Origin of the sequence: Acinetobacter sp. NIOH-H-8, assembly GCF_046635365.1 — a bacterium.
Classification (GTDB): Bacteria; Pseudomonadota; Gammaproteobacteria; order Pseudomonadales; family Moraxellaceae; genus Acinetobacter.
This window is the reverse complement of record NZ_JBHDVN010000043.1, coordinates 1-22897: the sequence shown is the minus strand read 5'-3', so window position 1 is coordinate 22897 and position 22897 is coordinate 1. Positions and strand designations below refer to the sequence as shown.

The 22897-nt window shown below is 39.1% G+C and carries 24 protein-coding genes and 3 pseudogenes; 13 read left to right on the top strand and 14 right to left on the bottom strand.

Annotated elements, in window-relative coordinates; genetic code table 11:
- The 5 genes from ACEWB7_RS13500 to arsC all read right to left on the bottom strand — a co-directional run.
- A partial coding sequence (locus tag ACEWB7_RS13500; protein WP_411580897.1) for an NAD(P)H-dependent oxidoreductase occupies window positions 1-306 on the bottom strand: 306 nt, incomplete at its 3' end.
- Window positions 307-310: 4 nt separating this feature from the next.
- Window positions 311-1351, bottom strand: coding sequence for an ACR3 family arsenite efflux transporter (arsB, locus tag ACEWB7_RS13495; RefSeq protein ID WP_004644740.1), 1041 nt, complete (start codon window positions 1349-1351; stop codon window positions 311-313).
- Between the two features lie 5 nt (window positions 1352-1356).
- A complete protein-coding gene (locus ACEWB7_RS13490; RefSeq protein ID WP_004781073.1) occupies window positions 1357-1830 on the bottom strand; it encodes an arsenate reductase ArsC in 474 nt (157 codons plus the stop codon).
- A gap of 4 nt (window positions 1831-1834) precedes the next feature.
- Complete coding sequence (locus ACEWB7_RS13485) at window positions 1835-2158, bottom strand: metalloregulator ArsR/SmtB family transcription factor (protein ID WP_004644742.1); 324 nt, start codon at window positions 2156-2158, stop codon at window positions 1835-1837.
- Between the two features lie 44 nt (window positions 2159-2202).
- Window positions 2203-2631: an arsenate reductase (glutaredoxin) gene (gene arsC / locus ACEWB7_RS13480; protein WP_004733243.1), complete on the bottom strand. Its 429-nt coding sequence runs from the start codon at window positions 2629-2631 to the stop codon at window positions 2203-2205.
- Between the two features lie 314 nt (window positions 2632-2945).
- On the opposite strand from arsC, the gene ACEWB7_RS13475 reads away from it, so the two are divergent.
- From ACEWB7_RS13475 to ACEWB7_RS13465, 3 genes and pseudogenes are all read left to right on the top strand, one after another.
- Window positions 2946-3512, top strand: a complete 567-nt coding sequence (locus tag ACEWB7_RS13475) for a recombinase family protein (protein ID WP_004812033.1) — start codon at window positions 2946-2948, stop codon at window positions 3510-3512.
- A gap of 557 nt (window positions 3513-4069) precedes the next feature.
- Window positions 4070-4191: pseudogene (locus ACEWB7_RS13470) on the top strand (cation transporter); the annotation flags it as partial.
- A gap of 177 nt (window positions 4192-4368) precedes the next feature.
- Window positions 4369-4983, top strand: a complete 615-nt coding sequence (locus ACEWB7_RS13465; RefSeq protein WP_004281236.1) for a thiol:disulfide interchange protein DsbA/DsbL — start codon at window positions 4369-4371, stop codon at window positions 4981-4983.
- A gap of 306 nt (window positions 4984-5289) precedes the next feature.
- On the opposite strand, the gene dmeF is transcribed toward ACEWB7_RS13465, so the two are convergent.
- Window positions 5290-6252: a CDF family Co(II)/Ni(II) efflux transporter DmeF gene (gene dmeF / locus ACEWB7_RS13460; RefSeq protein ID WP_034438686.1), complete on the bottom strand. Its 963-nt coding sequence runs from the start codon at window positions 6250-6252 to the stop codon at window positions 5290-5292.
- A gap of 56 nt (window positions 6253-6308) precedes the next feature.
- Between dmeF and ACEWB7_RS13455 the strand changes: the two genes are divergently transcribed.
- Window positions 6309-6575, top strand: a complete 267-nt coding sequence (locus tag ACEWB7_RS13455; RefSeq protein WP_248123738.1) for a metal/formaldehyde-sensitive transcriptional repressor — start codon at window positions 6309-6311, stop codon at window positions 6573-6575.
- A 45-nt stretch (window positions 6576-6620) separates the two neighbouring features.
- Here ACEWB7_RS13455 and ACEWB7_RS13450 read toward each other — a convergent pair whose 3' ends face one another.
- The 5 genes from ACEWB7_RS13450 to ACEWB7_RS13430 all read right to left on the bottom strand — a co-directional run bounded on the left by ACEWB7_RS13450 (window position 6621) and on the right by ACEWB7_RS13430 (window position 11517).
- Entirely contained in the window at window positions 6621-6713 is a 93-nt protein-coding gene (locus ACEWB7_RS13450; protein WP_151809984.1) for a YHYH domain-containing protein, read from the bottom strand.
- Window positions 6714-6870: 157 nt separating this feature from the next.
- On the bottom strand, window positions 6871-9348 hold the full coding sequence (locus ACEWB7_RS13445) for a heavy metal translocating P-type ATPase (protein WP_004281880.1): 2478 nt from the start codon (window positions 9346-9348) through the stop codon (window positions 6871-6873).
- 178 nt (window positions 9349-9526) lie between these two features.
- Window positions 9527-9721: a heavy-metal-associated domain-containing protein gene (locus tag ACEWB7_RS13440; RefSeq protein WP_004281879.1), complete on the bottom strand. Its 195-nt coding sequence runs from the start codon at window positions 9719-9721 to the stop codon at window positions 9527-9529.
- A 469-nt stretch (window positions 9722-10190) separates the two neighbouring features.
- Entirely contained in the window at window positions 10191-11072 is an 882-nt protein-coding gene (locus tag ACEWB7_RS13435) for a copper resistance D family protein (protein WP_005105846.1), read from the bottom strand.
- 64 nt (window positions 11073-11136) lie between these two features.
- Window positions 11137-11517, bottom strand: a complete 381-nt coding sequence (locus ACEWB7_RS13430; protein WP_004681441.1) for a copper resistance protein CopC — start codon at window positions 11515-11517, stop codon at window positions 11137-11139.
- A gap of 364 nt (window positions 11518-11881) precedes the next feature.
- Between ACEWB7_RS13430 and ACEWB7_RS13425 the strand changes: the two genes are divergently transcribed.
- From ACEWB7_RS13425 to ACEWB7_RS13405, 5 genes are read left to right on the top strand one after another with little or no spacing between them, the layout of a single operon-like run.
- Entirely contained in the window at window positions 11882-12313 is a 432-nt protein-coding gene (locus ACEWB7_RS13425) for a hypothetical protein (RefSeq protein WP_005407407.1), read from the top strand.
- A 28-nt stretch (window positions 12314-12341) separates the two neighbouring features.
- Window positions 12342-12614, top strand: a complete 273-nt coding sequence (locus ACEWB7_RS13420) for a DUF2933 domain-containing protein (protein WP_004755892.1) — start codon at window positions 12342-12344, stop codon at window positions 12612-12614.
- Window positions 12611-13261: a methyltransferase family protein gene (locus tag ACEWB7_RS13415; protein ID WP_004281871.1), complete on the top strand. Its 651-nt coding sequence runs from the start codon at window positions 12611-12613 to the stop codon at window positions 13259-13261. The genes ACEWB7_RS13420 and ACEWB7_RS13415 overlap by 4 nt, the downstream gene beginning before the upstream one ends.
- An 11-nt stretch (window positions 13262-13272) precedes the next feature.
- Window positions 13273-15648 carry a heavy metal translocating P-type ATPase gene (locus ACEWB7_RS13410; protein WP_005105854.1) on the top strand — a complete coding sequence of 792 codons (2376 nt, stop codon included), beginning with the start codon at window positions 13273-13275 and terminating at the stop codon, window positions 15646-15648.
- The gene (locus ACEWB7_RS13405) at window positions 15645-16928 is read left to right on the top strand and encodes an MgtC/SapB family protein (protein WP_411580896.1); all 1284 of its coding nucleotides are present in this window, start codon (window positions 15645-15647) and stop codon (window positions 16926-16928) included. Before ACEWB7_RS13410 ends, ACEWB7_RS13405 begins: the two co-directional genes overlap by 4 nt.
- 38 nt (window positions 16929-16966) lie before the next feature.
- On the opposite strand, the gene ACEWB7_RS13400 is transcribed toward ACEWB7_RS13405, so the two are convergent.
- Both ACEWB7_RS13400 and ACEWB7_RS13395 read right to left on the bottom strand, forming a co-directional pair.
- A complete protein-coding gene (locus ACEWB7_RS13400; RefSeq protein ID WP_034171651.1) occupies window positions 16967-18367 on the bottom strand; it encodes a heavy metal sensor histidine kinase in 1401 nt (466 codons plus the stop codon).
- Window positions 18360-19040, bottom strand: a complete 681-nt coding sequence (locus tag ACEWB7_RS13395) for a heavy metal response regulator transcription factor (protein ID WP_004281866.1) — start codon at window positions 19038-19040, stop codon at window positions 18360-18362. Before ACEWB7_RS13395 ends, ACEWB7_RS13400 begins: the two co-directional genes overlap by 8 nt.
- A gap of 148 nt (window positions 19041-19188) precedes the next feature.
- Between ACEWB7_RS13395 and ACEWB7_RS13390 the strand changes: the two genes are divergently transcribed.
- The 4 genes and pseudogenes from ACEWB7_RS13390 to ACEWB7_RS13375 form a co-directional block, all read left to right on the top strand.
- On the top strand, window positions 19189-19485 hold the full coding sequence (locus tag ACEWB7_RS13390; protein ID WP_004760992.1) for a hypothetical protein: 297 nt from the start codon (window positions 19189-19191) through the stop codon (window positions 19483-19485).
- A gap of 89 nt (window positions 19486-19574) precedes the next feature.
- Entirely contained in the window at window positions 19575-21458 is a 1884-nt protein-coding gene (locus tag ACEWB7_RS13385; protein ID WP_262463320.1) for a copper resistance system multicopper oxidase, read from the top strand.
- Window positions 21445-22365: a copper resistance protein B gene (locus tag ACEWB7_RS13380; RefSeq protein WP_034671284.1), complete on the top strand. Its 921-nt coding sequence runs from the start codon at window positions 21445-21447 to the stop codon at window positions 22363-22365. Before ACEWB7_RS13385 ends, ACEWB7_RS13380 begins: the two co-directional genes overlap by 14 nt.
- Before the next feature lie 23 nt (window positions 22366-22388).
- Window positions 22389-22586 (top strand): annotated as a pseudogene (locus ACEWB7_RS13375) (hypothetical protein); the annotation flags it as partial.
- Between the two features lie 16 nt (window positions 22587-22602).
- Here the strand turns inward: ACEWB7_RS13375 and ACEWB7_RS13370 are convergent.
- Window positions 22603-22795: pseudogene (locus tag ACEWB7_RS13370) on the bottom strand (DDE-type integrase/transposase/recombinase); the annotation flags it as partial.
- Window positions 22796-22897: the final 102 nt, after the last annotated feature.

Here is a 22897-nt window from a genome sequence, read left to right as displayed (position 1 = left end):
GCGTTCAGGTGAACACCAGACCATGCCTTCTGACCATGCTAAAAGCTCATGCAGTTCTTTTACTTTTGGATGCTCAGTATCCGCATCTTCTGGTAAAGGAAGCCCTTTAGGATGAAAGATTTTTATTTCCGCCCCAAAATGCTCAAGGATTCGACCGGCTTCAAGAACTGCAAGGCGACTGTAAGAACGTTCTCGATTAGAGCCATACAGCAGCAAAATTCGCGGAGGATGAGCAAGTTCTTTGGCTTGAACTTTTTCAAAGGTGGGTTGCTCAAGAAGATTTAGATCTACATTTGGGAGATTCATAGAGTTAGGCCTCTTTAAAAACTTTCTTTCTCAGCCAGAGTGAAACACTCACCAAGGCAATCAACACAGGAACTTCGACCAGTGGGCCAATAATCGTGGTAAAAGCAACAGGCGAAGCGATACCAAAAGTTGCAATCGCTACTGCAAGTGATAATTCAAAATTATTCCCCGCTGCGGTAAATGCAATTGCTGTGGTCTTAGGATAGTCATTGCCCATCCATTTACTCATAAAGAAGCTGATGAAGAACATTAAAACGAAGTAAATGGTTAAAGGAATCGCGATGCGTAAAACTTCAAGCGGAAGACTCACGACATCACCGCCTTTTAGGCTAAACATGGCCAGAATGGTGAACAGCAAAGCCATTAAACTCAGCGGACTGATTTTCGGAATGAACTTGGTTTCATACCATTCCACGCCTTTCTGTTTCACCAAAATCCATCGCGTTAAGAAACCTAATAAGAACGGAATACCAAGATAAACCAGAACAGCATGGGTGATGGTCCAGAAATCGACATTAATGACCTGCGAAGCGACACCAAAATAGGGTGGAAGGAAGGTCAGGAATAACCAGGCATAGGTACTGAAAAATAGAATCTGGAAGATGCTGTTAAAGGCAACTAATGCTGCAACATATTGATTATCACCACAGGCCAAGCCATTCCACACCAGAACCATGGCAATACATCGAGCAAGACCAATCAGGATGACACCGGTCATATATTCTGGATAACTATGTAAAAATATGATTGCCAGGGCAAACATGAGTACTGGCGCGATCAGCCAGTTTTGTACTAAGGACAAAGTAAGGGTTTTCTTATCCTTAAACACTTGTGGCAAAGTCGCATAGTTCACTTTTGCCAGTGGTGGATACATCATTAGAATAAGACCAATCGCGATTGGAATATTCACTGAATCAATGCTTAATTTATCGAGTGCGACAGAAGCCTGAGGAAAGAAGTTTCCGATGGCAATGCCTAAGGCCATGGCAATAAAAATCCATAGCGTCAGGTTGCGATCTAAAAAAGATAAGCGTTTTTCAGACATTTCACTTACTCAACGTTCGAAATTTGATTAATTGCTGCAATCAATTCTGAGCGAGATAGTTTATCTACATTAAGTTTAAATAAAGCATCTAAGCGACGATTGATATGTTCAACAGTGCTCATAAAGGCTTTCATTTTTTCTTCTTTATTCACGTCTAAGTGTGAAGGATCAGCCAAGCCCCAATGTGCCTTGATTGCTCCACCCAAATAAAGTGGACATGCTTCTTGAGCAGCAGAATCACATACTGTGATCACAACATCAGGTTGATATTGTTCACAATCATTAATCGTTTTACTCCATAAACCTTCGGTAGATAATCCTAAGTTTTCAAGGGTTTCTAAAGTTAGCGGGTGAACTTGACCTGAAGGCTTACTCCCAGCGCTATAGGCTTTCCAACCTTCTGGTGCTCGGCTATTAAACAAAACTTCAGACAAAATGCTACGGCAGCTATTTCCAGTACATAAAAATAAAAATTTCATTGAATTACTCACAATAACTATTTACAGAAAGGGGGTGTTGATCATCCAGCTTTGATTGAGATTGAACCGTCTTCAAAATATCTAAAATTTCATAACACCAGTTGGCCAATTTTGGATTGATACTGTAGTAAACCCATTGGCCTTGTCTGCGATCTTGAAGTAGCCCTGAAGCACGTAAAAGGGCTAAATGTCTTGAAATTTTCGGTTGACTGAGTTGTAGTTTTTCAGTCAAATCACATACACATAGTTCTTTATTTTCAACAATTAATGTCACTATATTGAGACGTGTTTCATCTGATAAGCATTTAAAAAAATTAACTTGATCCATATAAATCTCCTTCACATTCTTTCCATTCAAGAGATGAGAAAGTACTATTTAATTCTTTGGCCATTTTCATCAATAATTTTTTCACCATCTTCTTTGCTAAATGCGCCTTTCTGAGGAAACGGGAGAATATCCAAAACAACTTCAGAAGGACGACACAAACGTGTACCTAAATCCGTAACAACGAATGGGCGGTTAATCAAAATAGGATGTTGAAGCATAAAATTTAAAAGCTGTTCATCAGACCAATCTTCCCGAACAATTTCTAAATCAGAATATGGAGGTACATTTTTACGAATTGCTTCTCTAACACTTAAACCAGCACTACGAATAAGTTCAATTAATTCTGCTTTCGAAGGTGGGGTAATTAGATATTCAATAACGATTGGTTCAATTCCTGCATTTTGAATTAAAGCTAAGGTATTCCTTGATGTACCACACTCAGGATTGTGATAAATCTTTATGGTCGAGAACATTTTGACTAACACTGCTATTAGAAACTCAGATATACTTATATACGTATTTCCACATATATGTAAATACGTATATTGATTTTATTTAAATTACTTAATGTCAATAAATGTATATATATTCTTGCAAATTCTTATGAGTGAGAAAAAACTCGTTATTTAAATATGTAAATTTAGAGTATACCCTAAAATTACATTTTAAAAGTTCTTAAAAACATGTACCATTTAAATGTTTTTTAATCATAAGTAACATGTAACTTTGGTATTAAAGATTTATAATTTACGAAATTGTTCATTTTTATCCAATTGGGGCGTAAAAAGTGAAAGGCCAAAAAGTAGGCTATGTGCGAGTGAGTTCGGTCGAGCAAAATACGGGACGTCAACTTGAGGGAATTGAAGTCGACCGGATTTTTGTTGACCGTGCTTCAGGTAAAAATACCGACCGACCGAAATTTCAGGAAATGTTGAATTATGTCCGGGAAGGAGACCGGGTGATAGTACATTCCATGGATCGTTTTGCGCGAAGCTTAAAAGATTTGGTGACTGAAGTGGATAAACTGGTCAAACGAGGGATTGCCATCCAGTTTGTAAAAGAAAATATTACTTTTACGGCCCAATCCACCCCGATGGATAATTTGATGCTGCAACTGATGGGTGCTTTTGCACAGTTTGAACGTGAGATCATTTTAGAGCGGCAAAAGGAAGGAATTAAACTTGCCTCTTCTCAAGGGAAGTACAAAGGCCGGGTACATAAATTGAAACCTGATCAGGCTGAAGCTTTGCGACAAGACTGGAAGGAAGGGAAGTACCCTTCAAAAATGGCATTAGGCCAGGCATTTGGAATTAGTCGCCAAGCGGTATATCGGTATTTAAAAGCCGGGAAATAACTCAATTGAAATTGGCGACTATATTTAGTTTAGCTTATGAAAATCGTGAAACGTTGATTAAATAATAAGTGCAGAAAGCAAAGAGTTACTAATTTTATACAATATAAGTTTTTGATTTATAATTAATTAACTCGATTGCAATCTAGCTTTTTCAGCAACGATTTATCTTTTTTAAAATAGTATTAATTTATTTTTTTGAGAACAAACCTTAACAAAATTACAAGTTTGTAATTTTGTCGTCATTCGGATGTATATATTTACTCATTATTATAAGTAAAGATTTTTTTGGTCCAAGATATGATTAGATTCAATAATATGTACATGAAGATTATTTTAGTTATTTTTACTATAGTTTTTTCAACCAGTAGTTTTGCTGATGGGGGACTCCGTTTCTTAGAGAAAAATTTAGAAATAATTAACAAATAATTAACATAGTAATTTAAATTAAAAAGTGATTTATCAGGTGAATTTTAACTATATAAATAATTTATTTAATTTAATAAACCTTTCATAAATCATTTTTTGCTCAGTTCTATGTTGTAAATTCCAGCAATTATCATAGCCACGCGGCTGTTACTGAAGAGAATAGTAAGAAGCTAATATTTACTGTAGGTTTGACCACTACGTTTTAATCGTAGAAATTATAACCGTTTTTATTACTCAAAGTTTAACTTTTGTGATTATCTAAAAACACATAGCGGTCGAATGGCCATATTAACTGACTTAAAATCAGTCGCATACTTTAATGTAGCGGTTCTGATAGCACAAAAGTTCGCAGCATGAAAACGGAACCGGCATAATTGATTTATAGTGAACCCATACACTAAGCATAATGATTTAGAGGACGATAATCCCAATGAAAAAATTCCTTTTAGGAGCTGTTGCCGCATCTGTTTTGGCCTTTTCAGGCAATGCTATGGCCAATTTTGTGGCAGGTCAGGACTATCAGGTGGTTGCAAAACCAGTCAAAGTCGAAAAACCGGGCAGAATTGAGGTACGTGAATTCTTCTGGTACGGCTGTGGTCACTGTTTCGCGCTTGAACCACATATGCAGGGCTGGTTGAAAAAATTACCAAAAGATGTACGTTTTGTACGTACGCCGGCTGCAATGAATCCACTCTGGGAGCAGGCAGCGCGTGCTTATTATGTGTCTGAAGCATTGGGTGTGCGTCAAAAAGCACATTTACAATTATTCCATGATATTCATGATAAGCAACGTCCAATTTTAGAACAGGCGCAATTGGCCAAGTTCTATACCCGCTATGGTATTCCTGAAGCGAAATTTAACAGCACTTATAAATCTTTCCCGATCACTTCGAAAATTGCCCAAGCCAAAAATCTGGCTGCTCAGTATCAGTTAAGTGGTGTTCCGGCAGTGACCGTGAATGGTAAATATATTGTGCAGGGTAATGATGCCAAAGTCATTCAGGTGGTGAATTACCTGATCGAGAAAGAGCGTAAAGCCAAATAAGACGCGATTGATTATCTCTAAAAAAAACCTGCATCGAATCTGCAGGTTTTTTTATTTAAACTGGAGGAATGGTTATTTACGTCCTGACTGCCGGATCTGGTGTTTCTATCGGCGGGCGATACCAGTGTAAAATTCCTCGGAATAAGAGCTGCATCTGCAACACGCTTTGCGCTTTAAAGTAATGAATTTTCCTTTCTATTTCAACACGCAGAATTGCCGAGGCGCACCGACGCTCTACAACAAACAAATTCTAATCTAAGATTTACATAAATAGACTGATAAAGTTTAAAAGGAATAAATATTAATTTAAACAACATGGAAATTCTTGTTAATTTCAACAGAAATATGAACAATCTCTTCATGAATTGACAAAGCTTTACGAACTACCTCTGCTGTTAAGGAGTCATTAACTGTATTTAGGGATAAAATACATGAAAATTTACTTCTACCTACTTTCCAGACATGCAGATCAGTAATCGTAATTTGGTTATCTAATTCCTCTACAACTTCCTGAATCTCCTTTACTACAGGATGTTCCATCTCTGCATCAAGCAATGTTTTACCTGTTTCTCTAATCAATCCCCAAGACCATTGTGCTACAAGCACTGCACCTACGATCCCTAGAATTGCATCTAAAAAATCCCATCCAAAATACTTCCCTGCGAAAAGTGCAATAATCGCTAATACAGAAGTTACTGCATCTGCTACTACATGAAGAAAAGCGGCTTTCTGGTTTAAGTCATGGTCATCATGAGAGTGATGATGATCGTGGTGGTGGTCATGGTCATCATGAGAGTGATGATGGTGGTGGTGACCATTTTCACGTAGTAACCAGGCACAAATAAAATTAACGATCAAGCCAACAATCGCAATTGAAATTGCCTCGTTGTAGTGAATATTCACAGGATTGAATAAACGTTCTATCGATTGAACACCCATGAATACAGCAACAACCATCAATAAAATGGCACTCGAATATCCAGCTAAGATTTCTATCTTCCATGTACCGAAACAGAATCTCTGATCACGAGCATATTTTCGAGCCATTTTATAGGCAAAATAAGCTAAGCCCAATGCCAACATATGAGAACTCATATGCCATCCATCAGCCAATAAAGCCATGGAATTAAAGAACCATCCTCCAAAAATTTCAAACACCATCATTACACCAGTGAGGATGGTTGCGATTAAAATTTTCTTTTGTGCTAAAGGATTTCCTTCGTCAAATTGATGCGAATGGTCACTTTTAACATTATTTAGATATTGCATTTTATTGCACCACAATTAATACTCCCCCATAGTATATGTTCTTGAGGTTGAATAGTATGTCTCACTTAAATCAGAACAAAAAAATTTTAAATCGGATTAGACGAATTCAAGGTCAAACTAATGCCCTTGAACAGAATATTTTAAATTTTGAAAATTCTTGTATTGAGGTATTACAGCAAGTTGCAGCAATTAAAGGTGCGATAAATGGCTTAATGAATGAGTTAATAGAACTTCATCTTAGAGAACATGTACTCGGTGATACTGAGGAAATAAAGGAAAAAGAACTGAATGAATTTTTAGCTTTAGTTAAACGCTACTTATAACTTTAAAGCACAGTCTTTTAAATAAAAAAACTGTGTGCGCACCTATTAATGACAGTGGTAATCACCAGTTTTACTGTTGGTATGACAACCCTGTGAGTTCGTTCCCCCAGAATGAGCATTCGCATAGGTAAATGACATGCCTATAAAGCATATTAATAAAATTCTTTTCATCTTAATCCCTCTCAAATAATTAGAATATCAACTGTATGATATTTAATAAAAGCCAACATGGCTTAGACTATTTCCAAATATATAAAGTAAAGCCAACAAAACTTTAAATGTATATAAAAAATGGTTAAATAATTGCAAGGGGGGCTTTAAAACGTTTTAATCGTAAAGCATTTCCTAGTACAAATATTGACGAGAGAGCCATTGCACCAGCAGCAAATACAGGAGAAAGTAGCAGTCCAAATTGCGGATAAAGTACACCTGCTGCAATAGGAATCAGAGCTGCATTGTAAACAAATGCCCAAAATAAATTTTCACGAATATTGGTTATAGTCGCTTTGCTTAAAGCGATAGCATTCGGCACTCCTTTCAGGTTGCCAGACATCAAAACCACATCAGCAGCTTCAATAGCTACGTCTGTACCTGTACCTATCGCTAAACCAATATCTGCTTCTGCAAGTGCAGGGGCATCATTAATGCCATCTCCAACATATGCGAGTTTACCATATTGATTTTTTAATTTTTTAACGGCCTCTATTTTACCTTCTGGTAAGACTTCTGCAATAACCTCATCAATACCTAGTTTTTTTGCAATCGCTTGAGCTGTATGACGGTTATCACCTGTAATCATGGCAACCTTTAAACCTAACTGATGTAACGCTTCAATTGCAGCAAATGTTGATTCTTTAATTGGATCTGCTACAGCAATAATGGCAGCAAGTTTCTGGTCAATCGCAACATAGAGAGGGGTTTTTCCTTCTTCTCCCAAACGATCCGAAAATTGAGAAAAAACATTAGGATTCAAACCTAGTTTTTCCATATATCGATCTGCACCAATATGAACCAAATGTTCAGACACCGTTGCTTCTATTCCATAGCCCGTGACTGACTTGAAATCAGCAACAGGAGACAGGATTAATTCCTTATCTATAGCGGCTTGTACAATTGCTCGAGCAATAGGATGCTCAGACTTTGATTCAACGGCTGCCATAAGTGAAAGTACGGCATTGTATTCAAACCCTTCTAAGACATGCAGATCGGTTAAAATTGGTTTCCCTTCAGTCAGGGTCCCTGTTTTATCAACAGCAACCACTTTAGTTTCTTTGAGCAGCTGCAAAGCTTCCCCTTTACGGAATAAAACACCCATTTCAGCACCACGCCCAGTTCCCACCATGATTGATGTAGGCGTTGCAAGTCCCATTGCACAAGGACATGCAATAATGAGTACCGCAACTGCATTAACTAAGCTAAACGTTAGGGCTGGCTCAGGGCCGAAGATAAACCAAGTAATAAAAGTTAAAAGAGAGAGACCCATTACTACAGGTACAAACCACATGGTAATTTTATCAACCAATGCCTGAATAGGTAGCTTGGAACCCTGTGCCTGTTCAACCATTCGGATGATTTGAGAAAGCACTGATGAACTACCAACAGAGGTGGCTTTGATATTTAAGCTGCCACTTTGGTTAATTGTTCCTCCTACCACAGTAGAGCCTATCGTTTTTTCAACGGGCATAGGCTCGCCAGTAATCATGGATTCATCAATAAAACTTTGGCCGTGAATAACTTCACCATCGACAGGGATACGCTCGCCTGGTCTAATCTCTACAATCGTTCCTGTTTGAACTTCGGCAATCGGAACTTCTATCACCTGATTATTGAGCTGTATTCTGGCAACTTTAGGCTGCATTCCAACTAGATGTTGAATTGCTAAAGACGTTCGGCCTTTTGCCTTGGCTTCAAAAAATCTACCTAATAGAATTAAAGTGATAATAACCGCTGCAGCTTCATAATAAACATTGACCGTGCCTTGTGGCAGGACACTTGGAAAGAAAGTAGCAACCACTGAATAAAGATAAGCAGCCAATGTTCCTACAGCCACCAAGGAATTCATGTCTGGTGCTAAGCGGAATAAACTTGGGATGCCCTTTTTAAAGAAGCGTCGGCCTGGAAAAATTAATGCTACTGTGGTCAAGAAAAATTGCATTAACCAGCTATTTTGTTGGCCAATGTTATCCATCATAAACGTATGAAAGGCGGGAATCAGGTGTGATCCCATTTCTAAAATAAAAACGGGTAGAGTCAATAAGACTGACAAAATTAAATCTTTTTTAAGTTTTTCTAATTCAATATTTTTTTTATCTTGAAAGCTTTCCGTAGTTTGATGAACTGACTTTGCTTCAAACCCTGCTTTGGTGACAGCCTGAATTAACGAGTCACGAGTGACAGATGAGCTTGCCTGAATAGTCGCTTTTTCAGTAGCCAGATTTACATGAGCTGATTCCACACCCTCAACAGATTTTAAGGCCTTTTCTACTCGACCTACACAAGAAGCACATGACATACCCTCAATCGTAAGCTCTATTGGTTGCAGCGCTTCCACTTCGTAGCCTGCTTTTTCTACGGCTTTAATTAAAGTAGCGCGATCAAGTGGTTGATGCGCATAAATGACTGCTTTTTCGGTAGCCAGATTTACATGAGCCGATTCAACACCCTCAACAGATTTTAAAGCTTTTTCCACACGGCCTACACAAGAAGCACATGTCATCCCCTCAATCTCTAATGTTTCACTGTAGTGTGGCGTATCAGTCATTTCGGTACTCATATACGATCTCTATCATTTAGATATGCTGAGTTCTATATGCGAAGATCAGCTCGAACCAAGATTAGGGGGAATTCAGGGATTACTTTTATTTCAAGCAAGTACAGGTTTTATCTGTACGATGAGGAAAATAAGAGAGAGTAAAAGTGGTAAGGAATTCCCACTGTTACTCTAACAGAGATTAAGCAGGATCAGCTGTAAATCCACGCTCACTGAGAGTGGCAATGACTTGATCCTGACTCACCGTTGTGTTGATTTCAACAATACGGTTTTGTAAATCAATATCGAGTGAGGCATTCGAGTCGAGCTCTTTAATTGCGGTAGTAATGCCGCGTGCACAACCACCACAAGTCATATTAGCGATGTGAAATTTCATACGTTGCTCCTTTTTAACAAAACATTTGTTTAAAACATTAGAACAGTAACTCTAAACTTTCACCATACAACCAGCCTTTTTCTGAATCAGTTACTCGCTGTAACTTGGTCTGTTTACAACCTTACAGTTTTCTTCAGAGTATTCCAAAGAAGAGTGTTCTAATGACTACAGTAAAAGTACTTAACCAACATTAATGTGACTTTAAAATGACATTTTTGTCATCTACGATCACTCTGAAATTTATAAGATTAGTTATTTCAATCAATGGTAGTGAACTGAATAGATGAGACCGTTATGGGTTGAAGATAAGCTAAAAACCGGTGACTACCTTTATGTATAATGCCTCATGATGCGATTTTACTGTTCTGATTGTCGTAAGTTGGCAGTCCAGTAGAAACTTTATTGCTCAGCTACAAAAGATAAATGCAGTAATGTTAAATTTCCTCAATTCCCTTATTTTGAAATTCTCTTATTCAATACCCACGACAGTGGTTATATAGCCTGTTGTTAATAGAATTGATAGACCTAATAACATCTCAAATAAAATGGCATGACTAAGGTGTTTAGCGAATTTAGGATGTTGAAGACGCGGGGTGAAATACCATTTGTTGAAGGCAGCTAAAAGTAGAATACCTATAACAAAAAACATTTTAACCATGAAACCATAGCCATATGCAGTATTGATTAAGGTATTAAAATCTTTAATTAAAAGAAGAGCTACACTAGCGCCACAGGCGATTAATATCCCAACAATGAAAGCAGCAATACGTCCAAATACATGCATGCGATCTTTTAAAGGTAAACCACTTATTTCCCGGCTGGTTTTCCATAACGGATATAAAGACCCCATCCATAACGACATAACTAGAATATGGATTGATAATAAAATTTGAGCAAGTAAGGTTAAATTAGCGACATGTCCGAGCTGGGAAAAACTAAAAATAATCGGGAGAAGTAAAACACAAAATATTGAACTTTCAATTATAGAAAACTGACCTTTGTTCCTGTTAAGTTTAACCACCATGAGAAGAAGTAAAAGAGCAAAACTAATAGAACGAAGAACGTATATATACCCCGTCGGAGTATTAACCAATATATTAATATACGTGGGGTCCACCATACCTGTAATACCAGTATTGGCAAAACTACCAATCAGAATAAAAAATCCCAAGGTACTGGAAATTAGGCCTAATCCAGCGCCAATTGTAATATATTTAAGAATCGATTCTTTTAGTTCAAGATATTGTCTAAGTAAAAAATAGCAAAAGGCTCCACCAACGACAAAAGCTACACTTAAATATAAAATAACCTTAGTTAACCAAGTGGCCCACATCCAATATTCAGAAATCATTATTTTTGTCCATTCTAGAACAACATGCCAGCACCTCACTGACATGTTGAAAGGTAATCAATTCTTATTTAGTTGATTTGATAGTGAAACTATATTCACCATTCATGTTGTGACCATCTTTCCCCATTGTTGTCCAGACAACGGTATATTTACCTTTTTTCAGTTTCGGAAGAGCGACATCAAAGGATTTCTTTAAGTCATGAGTAACTTTATATTTTAAAGGAACATCTCTTCGCTGAGCATCCAGTAACTTAATATTCATCAACATAACCTCTGCACCAAAGTTAAGGGTCAAGTTCTTTGGTTGACTAAGGATAGATGCATTTTCCGCAGGAATCGCACTCACTAAACTCACATGAGCGAACGTAGTTGTAGTAGCCACAATCATCGTTGCAGCTACTACAACATTACGTAGAGCAGTCATTTTATTTTGAAATAATTTCATTTACGTTTCCTCTTGATTCGTTAGTTCATTAGAGATGACTTTATAAAATCTATATTTAATGAGACCACATCATCTCCTCTTATATTTCAATTATTAGTGAGAGACAGAAACAGAGCGATGACTTCAAAATTACATTTTTGTCATTTTTAAAAATCAATAGACTCAAGTGATAAAATTATTCAATAGAAATAAAAAAATTGACTATAACCAGCTACCACCTAAGTAAAACACCGGTGGCATAACCAGCGATCAACTTCATCAAAAGAATGAGTGGAGCAAATAAATGAAAAATACCTCTCTCTATTTGTTTGCTTCATTCATTTAAAGGTTGTATCGGCTGATCAACTGATGGAAGGAAAATATCATGACTTATATCCGCCAAACTTTACTCGCACTTTGTATAACCACTGCCGCTCTAGGTGCATTAGCCCAAAATCCTGAAGAGCATAAAACTCATCACCCAGAAAATACTCCTCCATCCACAGTCACTGTTAAAAAGACAGCTACTGGCACGATGACTCCAGACAAAATGGCTGCAATGGACCAACACATGAAAGCGATGCAAGCCATGCATGAAAAGATGATGGCTGCAAAAAACCCGCAAGAACGTCAGAAACTTATGGCTGAGCACATGAAACTCATGCAAGGAGGTATAAGCATGATGAAACAGATGGGTAGCCAAAGCATGAATGCCAATATGGCTGACCGTCAGCAAATGATGGAAAAACGTATGGACATGATGCAATCCATGATGCAGATGATGATGGACTGTATGCCTCCCTCCACAACTAAATAATTACCCATGAATTAGAGAGGGAAGCACCATGAACCATCAACCTCAAGAACATAATTCAGTACCTAACTTTTGGTCTACACGTTATGCCATCGGCCTATTCGTGATTGGTGGTGTGGCAGCCTATTTTCTCTTAACCGAGCATTTGGCCCATGTCGTTGGTGTTTTACCCTTTTTACTCCTTTTAGCATGCCCACTCATGCATATTTTTATGCATGGTGGTCATGGACATCACCATCATCAACAGAAAAATCCAGACACATCAGATAATAAAAAATCACGCGAACCAGGAGACCCCTCATGAATCATGCGGAATCGGCTTATGGTTTATGGACGCTGGTTATCATTAACTCAGCAGTTTTTATCATGTTCGCTTTCAGTTTTTTTAGACCTTCCACTGCGCGCGATTGGCGTACATTTGGGGCCTTTTCGGCTTTTATCATTGCTCTATTTGTCGAAATGTATGGTTTTCCTTTAACCATTTACCTGTTATCTGGTTGGCTTCAAACTCGCTTCCCTCAACTTGACTTACTTTCTCATAATGCAGGTCACTTGTGGTCAACGCTATTAGGTGAAAAAGGTGATCCACATTTTGGCATTTTGCATATCGCCAGTTACGTTTTCTTGGGCTATGGATTTTACCTGTTATCAACGTCATGGCACGTGCTGTACAACGCGCAACGTCAGCATTCTTTAGCGATCACAGGCCCTTATGCACGTATACGTCACCCACAATACGTGGCTTTTGTGATGATCTTGCTGGGTTTTTTATTGCAATGGCCAACTTTACTGACACTGATTATGTTTCCAATCCTACTCTTAATGTACAGCCGCTTGGCAATTAAGGAAGAGGCTGAAATGAGTAAACAGTTTGGCGCTGTCTATGACAGCTATGCTCAACAGACTCCGAGATTTATTCCAAAATTCGGCCATAAAACCACTTTACCATAAGAGAATTATTTATGTCAGATCAAAAAAATCATAACCAGGACCATATGGCACAGGCTACAACAGACGTACTGAAAGACCCAGTCTGTGGTATGACCGTCACTGAAGAATCGAAATACCATGAGGAATTTAAGGGGAAAACTTACTTTTTTTGCAGTGATAAATGTCAATCAAAGTTTCATAGCAGCCCGGTGCAATATATCGCTAAACCCGCAACGACGACTGCCGATGCACATACACAGCATCATCAGACTACTCAATCCGTTAATGAGACAAGCACAACAGGCACGATCATCTATACGTGCCCAATGCATCCAGAAATTAAACAAGATCATCCTGGAAACTGTCCTAAATGCGGAATGACACTGGAGCCACTCATTCCTGAATTAGAGGAAGATGAGAATCCGGAGTTACGTGATTTCCGCCGACGCTTCTGGTGGACACTGCCATTGACCATCATCGTGACTTTTTTGGCGATGTTTGGTCATCAAATGAACCTGTTCAATATGGCGGTTCAGAGCTGGATTGAACTGGTGTTGTCACTCCCAATTGTACTTTGGGCAGGTTGGCCATTTTTTTCCCGGGGTTGGCAATCGGTTGTGAATCGCAGCCCGAACATGTGGACGCTGATTGGTTTGGGCACTGGAGCTGCATTTATTTATAGTGTGGTCGCAACCATTGCACCGCAAATCTTCCCAGACTCATTTATTTCCATGGGTCGTGTCGCTGTTTACTTTGAAGCTTCAGCGGTCATCATTTCATTGACCCTACTGGGACAAATATTGGAGTTAAAAGCACGTTCGCAAACTTCTGCTGCAATTAAGTCACTCCTTGGGCTCGCTCCTAAAACAGCTCGCCGAATCCTGCCTGATGGAACTGAAGAAGATGTTCCTCTAACGCATGTCCATGTAGGAGATTTACTCAGAATTCGCCCAGGTGAAAAAGTGCCTGTGGATGGTGTAATCACTGAAGGAAGTAGTTCAGTGGATGAATCGATGCTGACAGGTGAACCTTTACCTATCACTAAACGTATCGGCGATAAAGTCATTGGAGCTACCCTGAATACCAATGGTTCCCTAATCATGCGTTCAGAGAAAATTGGTTCAAGTACCATGTTATCCCAGATCGTACAGATGGTGGCGCAAGCTCAACGATCGAGAGCACCAATGCAACGTATGGCTGATCAGGTAGCAGGTTGGTTCGTCATGGCTGTAGTGACCATTGCCTTGCTTACCTTCTTTGGATGGGGACTATTCGGCCCAGAAGAATCAAGCTGGGTTTATGCATTAATCAATGCTGTGGCAGTACTCATTATTGCCTGTCCTTGTGCACTAGGCTTGGCAACTCCAATGTCTATCATGGTTGCGACGGGTCAAGGTGCTACTCATGGTGTGCTGTTCCGTGATGCAGCAGCCATTGAGAATCTACGCAAGATTGACACACTAATCATCGATAAAACAGGTACGTTAACTGAAGGACGCCCTGTATTCGATCGTGTAGTTGCCGCATCAGATTTTGACGAATCTGAAGTATTACGTTTAGCCGCCAGTCTTGATCAAGGCAGTGAACACCCGCTAGCCGAAGCGATTGTAAACGCAGCACACGAACGTGGCCTGTCTCTTGAAACACCAGATAATTTTGAATCGGGCTCAGGGATTGGTGTTCGAGGTCAAGTGGGCGATCGTCAGTTAGCTTTGGGCAACACAGCACTGATGGAGCAATTGGGTATCTCGGTACAATCTCTGATTCCGCAAGCCGAAGAGCTGCGTTCGGAAGGTGCAAGTGTGATGCATCTAGCCATCAATGGTGAATTGGCCGGTCTGCTTGCAGTATCCGATCCCATCAAAAAAAATACCCCAGAAGCACTTGCCACCCTGAAGGAAGCGGGTCTACGTATCGTGATGGCAACAGGAGATGGTCTCACCACTGCCCGTTCAGTCGCAGCACGTCTAGGCATTGATGAGGTACATGGCGAAGTCAAACCCGCAGATAAACTAGAACTGGTCAGCAAATTGCAGAAGGAAGGTCGCATCGTGGCTATGGCTGGTGATGGCATCAATGATGCACCAGCCTTGGCTAAAGCTGATGTCGGTATCGCTATGGGAACCGGGACTGATGTTGCAATGAATAGTGCCCAAGTTACGCTGGTCAAGGGAGATTTACGAGGGATTGCTGTTGCCCGTTCACTTTCGGAAGCTACTGTCGGCAACATGAAACAGAACCTCATGTTTGCTTTCCTTTACAATGCCTTGGGTATCCCTATCGCGGCTGGCGTACTATATCCATTTACCGGTTGGTTGTTGTCACCGATGATTGCCGCCTTGGCTATGAGTTTGAGTTCAGCTTCAGTCATCACCAATGCCCTTCGCCTGCGAAATAAAAAGTTATGATAGAGAGTTCCTTTCTTCCACCAGATGTATCAGGGCTGGTTGCAGCACTCGCCATCGGCCTGCTCATTGGTTTAGAACGAGGATGGCAGGATCGAGAACTGCCAGAAGGCAGCCGAGTAGCAGGTCTACGTACCTTCACATTGACAGGATTGCTCGGAGGAGTGCTCGGTCATTTACAACCAAACTTCGGAGCTTGGCCGCTAGTTGCGGCCGTATTAGGGCTTTCCTTATTACTAACAGTGTCCTATGCTCGTACCGCAAAAATTTCCGGTAATTTAAGTGCTACCACAATTATTGCGATGCTGTTGACATTAGTTTTAGGTGCATATGCATCCCATGGTAATGTTACTTTAGCATTAACCGCGGCTGTAATCGTCGCTGTATTTTTGGATCTCAAGCCAACCTTACACGGTTGGCTACGCTTGATAGAGCATCGTGAATTAACCGCATCCCTGCAGTTGCTGGTACTTTCTGTCGTTATATTACCCTACTTACCCAATACGGGTCTGGGACCTTTTGCTGCATTAAATCCTTACCAGTTATGGTGGGCAGTGATCCTGATTGCCGGACTCTCTCTGGCAGGTCATTTTGCCATGCGGCTTACCGGTTCAGAAAGAGGCATATTCTGGACAGGTCTATTGGGTGGTTTGGCATCGTCTACAGCTGCAACTGTCGCACTGGCACGCTATACACGCCAGCACCCCGTCATGGTCAGTGCTGCTATTTCTGGAACATTGGCTGCCTGTGGCATCATGTTTTTTCGTATGGTTGTGCTGATAGGCGTCATTGAGCCAGCATTGCTAAGCACTTTTGGTGGTGCAATGATGATTGCGGGAATCCTTCTGCTGGGTATGGCATTGTGGAGACAACGCCAAATTACCAGCGCTGAAAACAACGATCGAACAATAGAAGCAATGGCTCCTTTTGATCTTGGGACAGCATTCAGCTTCGCTGCTTTCCTGGCTGTCATGGCAGTCTTGGTCCCGGCAGCAAAACAATGGTTGGGCACCAGCGGCATCTTCGTATTATCGACTATTTCTGGGCTAGCAGACATAGATGCTATTTTAGTCTCACTTGCCCGCCTGCATAGTACTGAAGGCTTAACAACAAATGTGGCTGCTGTCGCGCTAGGGCTGGCCACACTGAGCAACATGTTAAGCAAAGCGACAATTGCATGGATGACAGGGGGGGCACAGTTTGGCCGAGCTATCATATTTGGCTACACAATTGCCATGATAGGTGCTGGCGTAGCTCTGGCTCTCAGTTTGAGCTTTATGTAAGGTCAACTCGGGTAAATGGAAGATGTTCAAAAAATGAGTTAAAATGATTCCCCTTGCATGGATTCACTTTGAAAAACAATGGTAAAAATGATTCGACCATTGAGGGATTCAGCCTGGATGGTCGCCCCAAGCATATCAAGAATAGATTTTGTTATCGCGAGCCCTAAGCCGGTTCCTTCTTCTGTTCTTTGTCTAGATGCATCTGTTCGATAAAATCGATCAAATAACCTGGATAGTTGTTCAGGAGAGATTTCAGGGCCTTCATTTTCAATTGAAAATATTGTGTTATCTAAATTCTGTTGAAGTTTTATGCGTATTGTAGAATTCTTATTTCCATATTTAACTGCATTAGATAATAGATTGCTGAGTGCTCGACGTAACATAGCAGGATCACCTTTGACATTTCCAGATCCTGTTTGTTGAAGCGTCATATTTTTTTCGGCAGCTAGCGCATCATAGAAATCAAATAAGGCTGTAACTTCTTTAACCAGGTCAATATTCTGTAAGTTCTGTAATTTTAGGCCATGTTCTGCTTTTGCCAAGAAAAGCATATTGGATACCATTCGAGCCAAACGTTCTAATTCTTCTAAATTAGAAAATAGTATTTCTTGATAAGTACCAATATCTCGGTTACGGGCAAGACATACTTGAGTTTGAGTCATTAAGTTATTAATCGGTGTTCTAATTTCATGCGCTAAATCAGATGAAAAATCGGAAAGCCTTTCTAAAGCTGATTCTAGTCTGTCGAGCATATCATTGAAGGCAATTGCTAATGATTTTAGTTCTGTTGGTGTGTGCTCAACTTCTAAACGTTCTGAAAGATGTTGGGCAGAAATGCCTTCTGCGACCTTAGCCATTTTTTGCACGGGTCTTAAACCTCTCCAGGTTGCAAACCAGCCTAAAAACATTAAACAAATCGTACCGGCTAAACCAATGTAAAAAAGTTGACGCTTAAAATCATTTAAAAAATGTAGATGTTCAGATGTATCGATCCCCACAATAATGCGTACAGATTGTATCTCAGTATTTTTGTTTATATCCGTGTTGTAGATCATGCCACGATAAGTCTTATCCTGAATTTTCCATTTAATCCATGAATTATTTGCTGACTTGGTTAAGTGTTGAGTATTAATTGTTGAAGGTGCTGAACTAAATAAAACTTTACCTGTCGGTCGTTCTATTTGAACCATAAGATCATGGTGTCCAACTAAAGCGTCTCTCAAATAAAGATTAAGTTCTGGAGAGTTTTTAGGATTCTGTTGGATAAGATTCTGAATCAGCTGGATTTTACCTTCTAATTGGGTACGGTCTTGAGTCTCAAAATGATGCATTACTAATTTATTTATGAACAAACCCATAATAATTAGAATGAAAATAGTAGATAATGAGAAAATGATACCGATCCGGAAACTGATCGCTCTGAATAAATTATTATTCATCCTCTACCTCTAGTACATACCCCATTCCTCGAATATTCTGAATTAATTTGGGAGTAAAGTTACTGTCAACTTTACTTCTTAATCGTTTAATAGCGACTTCAACGACATTCGTATCACTATCAAAATTCATATCCCAAATTTGAGAAGCAATCAGCGCTCTTGGTAAAATTTCACCTCGTCTACGCATAAAAAGTTCCATAAGCGCGAATTCTTTTGCCGTCAGATCAATGCGTTGACCCGCTCGCGTTACCCGACGTTTTCTCAAATCAAGTTCTAAATCAGCAATCTTAATAATATTACTATCTTCTCTTTGTTGCCCTCGTCTAAGGAGCGTTTTTATTCGAGCTAGAAGCTCTGCAAAAGCAAAAGGCTTAACTAAATAATCATCAGCGCCTAGCTCTAATCCTTTTACTCGATCTTCGATTTGATCTCGGGCGGTAAGAAAAAGAATGGGCATTGTTTTACCGCTGCTACGAATATCATTGATAATATTCCAACCATTTAGTCCAGGTAACATCACGTCTAAAATAATTAAGTCATACTCTTCAGAAAGAGCTTGATGTTTACCCGTTAACCCATCTGTAACCCAGTCCGTAATATAGCCAGCTTCGGATAAACCTTGCTTGAGATAATCACCAGTTTTTTGTTCATCTTCAACTAATAGTATTCTCATTTCCGAATCCTAAGTCATTCATTAAAACTATAATAACGTTATAAAACATCTGATCGAGATAGATTACAAAAATGTCATTTTCAAGTCACTTAGATGTTCAGTGCTTCACTTTATTGTAGTAGCAAGAAATTAACTTTTAGAGAAACTTATGAAAACTGTAGTGCGTCGTAGTCTAACAATTTTAATGTGTGCTGGAACTTTAATTGCTGGTACTCAATCTTGGGCAAAAGATGTATCAACCTCAAGTGCCACTAAAACGGTAAAAGCACAGAAACCTTGTACAAAACCTTGTAAAATGGAAAAAGATGACAAGACTCAGCAAGATCATAGTCAACATCAGTCTCCTAACTCATCTGACATGTCAAAAATGGATCATTCTATGATGAATATGGACCATTCTAAAATGGATCATTCAAAGATGAATATGCCTGGTAGCAATAAATAATTTTATAAATAGCGAGAAAGAAGTATTAAAGTTTATACTAAATATTTGCTTTATTACTTCAATCTTGACCTTTCTAAAGGTGAGATAGAATGTCAAAAAAGTTAAGTCATGTACTCTTAATTGGAGTTGGTTTATTTTCATCAACTTGGGTAATGGCGGCAGTTAAAGAATATGATTTAACAATCGCTGAACAAACTGTAAATATCACAGGAAAACCGCTAAAGAGAATTACCGTTAATGGTAAATTCGTTGCACCACTTCTTGAATTTGAAGAAGGTGATGAGGCCGTTATCCGTGTTCACAATAAGTTAAAAAATCAGGACTCTTCAATCCATTGGCATGGCTTATTATTACCTGGAATTATGGATGGTGTACCTGGATTTAACAAATTTAATGGCATTGCCCCTAATAAAACTTATGAATATAAGTTTAAAGTCCGCCAAAATGGTACTTATTGGTATCATTCACATAGTAAAGGACAAGAACAAGACGGTTTATATGGTGCTTTTGTTATTTATCCTAAAGATAAAACTCCACTAACAGCTGCTGAAAAAACCGATAAAGATTACGTTGTTTTGCTTTCTGATTTTCATAATTCAACAAGTGATCAAATTATGAAAAATCTTAAAAAAGAAGCAGATTACTATCAGAACCGTCGCGAAACAGTATTCGATGTATTAAAACAAGTTAAACGTGATGGATTAAAGGCAACTTGGCAAGACCGCTCTATGTGGAATCAGATGCGGATGTTGAAAACAGATATGTCCGATGTGACTGGTTATACATTTTTAATGAATGGCAAAACACCTCAGCAAAACTGGACCGGTAACTTCAAAGCTGGTGAAAAAGTTCGCCTTCGTTTTATTAATGCTTCCGCTATGTCATTCTTTGATGTACGCATTCCAAACCTAAAAATGACTGTAGTCAGTGCTGATGGTCAACCTGTAAAGCCCGTTCCTGTAGATGAGTTCCGTATTGGTACTGCTGAAACCTATGATGTCATTGTGGAACCAAAACAAGCACATTACCAAATTGAAGCTGAATCTATTGATCGTACCGGTTTTTCAGTGGGAACATTACATGAAGAAAGCAGCCCAGCAGTCAAACAAATTGAGATGCCTAAATCTCGCCCTCGTGCTTTATTAACTATGGAAGATATGGGGATGAGCCATGACATGTCATCTATGAAAGATATGAATCACGATATGTCTTCTATGAAAGGTATGGATCATGATATGTCTTCTATGAAAGGCATGAATCACGATATGTCTTCTATGAAAGGTATGGATCATGATATGTCTTCAATGAAAGATATGAATCATGATATGTCTTCTATGAAAGGTATGGATCATGATATGTCTTCTATGAAAGGTATGGATCATGATATGCCGATGAATAGCGCTACTGTTAAGGCGGCTTCAGACAAGAATGATAATACCGTATTTGGATGGGCAAATGCTTCAACACCTGAAGGTAATAAAGCATTGCAATATAGTGATTTGCAATCGTTAGATCCTCAAAAAGACACTCGTGCAGCTGAACGTGAAATAGAGATCCGTCTTGGTGGAAACATGGAGCGTTATATTTGGACAATAAATGGTAAAAAATTTAATGAAGCCGACCCACTAGTGGTGAAGTATGGTGAACGTATTCGCTTAAAATTTGTCAATGACAGTATGATGGCTCACCCAATGCACTTACATGGCATGTTTATGCAGCTTGAGAATGGTCAGGATCCAAGCAATATGCCAAACAAACATACGGTAATTGTTCCACCTGGGAAAACGATAACCACTCTACTCACAGCTGATGAGTTAGGTGAGTGGGCTATTCATTGTCACCTGCTTTACCATATGAGTGCAGGAATGATGAATAAACTCATTGTAGCTCAAGTGGAAGATGGTAATTCTACAAAGACTGTTCCTCAGTCCCAAGTAAATGAGAAGGGAGTAAATCCACATGCACATCACTAATAATTTGTTTTCAAAAACAACTTTGATGATTGCGCTATTTGGATTATCAAATCTAACGTTCGCTAAAAATGAAACTCCTGTACAAGACAGTAATATTACAAAAAATATGAAAATTCTTTTACAGGAATCTGGAGGATTAAAGTATTCCCTTCAAGAGCGTTATCCAGAATATTATTCAATGGAAAATGCGGATATGGGGGATAAGAGTGTCCAGATTGCGCTTGAGAACTCTAACTCACCTCATGACAATCATCTTAAAGAACATGGTGGACAAATTTATCAAACGACAAAATTTGAAAATGAATGGATGGTTGATGAAGACGGTAAGGGCAACCTAGGAACAAAGTTTGAAACTTTAATTGGAACAGATGAAAATCGTCTATTTATTGAAGCCAATTCGGAAAAGTCAGAAAGTAATGATCCAAAATATGCTGTATCAGCACTTTATAGCCGTAACGTAGCCCCATTTTGGGATGTACAAGCTGGGGTAAGATATAGTGAAGATAAAAATAACAGCAGCAGCGATCGAGTGGATGGGGTTATTGGTATATTAGGTCTAGCTCCTTATTTCTTTGAAACACAAGCATATCTTTATGGCGGTGAGAATAATTTTTGGGGAGCAAGTTTTGAATTAGAACGTGATTTGCTTTTAACTCAGAAACTTATTACTCAACCTTATATCGAAGCAGATGTAATATTTAGCGATGATTCTAACTATGCTGCAAAATCAGGTTTATCAGAACTAAAAACTGGTATCAAAACCCGATATGAGATTACTAAGCGAATTAAACCTTTCATTGATGTTGCTTACCAATATGAAAAAGGACAGAAAGCCACTTCTATGCAAGAGGCAACAGAGTCTGAAAAGGGATGGAAATATGGTGCAGGCATCGAATTAGTTTTTTAAAATAGTATGATTTGGATTCATGAATGGTAGCTTCGGCTACTATTCATGAATTATTACTATTTATTTTCGAATCTGTAAAACTAAAAAAGCTTAATTTTTGGTCTATTTTTATGCAGTGGTTAAAAACATGCTTATCGCTGTTTTTATCGTTTGCTATTCTTTTAGTAGGATCGGCTGCTACTACTTCGTCTGTACATCATCGGTGTTTAATGCCATCTGAATAGATGCATGTGGCATAGCCGTCTTCATCGATTTGAATCCTAAAGTGGCCCTAATGATCCGCTTTAGCTTGCCATGATTACATTCGATCACGTTATTTTTATACTTAACCTGCGTGTGCTCAAGATCTGGTGGACATTTTCTTTCCCATTTTAACCGTGACAAAGCACCTCCATATGTGTGCTTTATCTGTATCTATCACTTGTGGGGCCTTCCTTTGCCAGAAGATGCGGATACTGAGCATCCAAAAGTAAAAGAACTGCATGAGCTTCTTGCATGGTCTGAAGGTATGGTCTGGTGTTCACCTGAACGT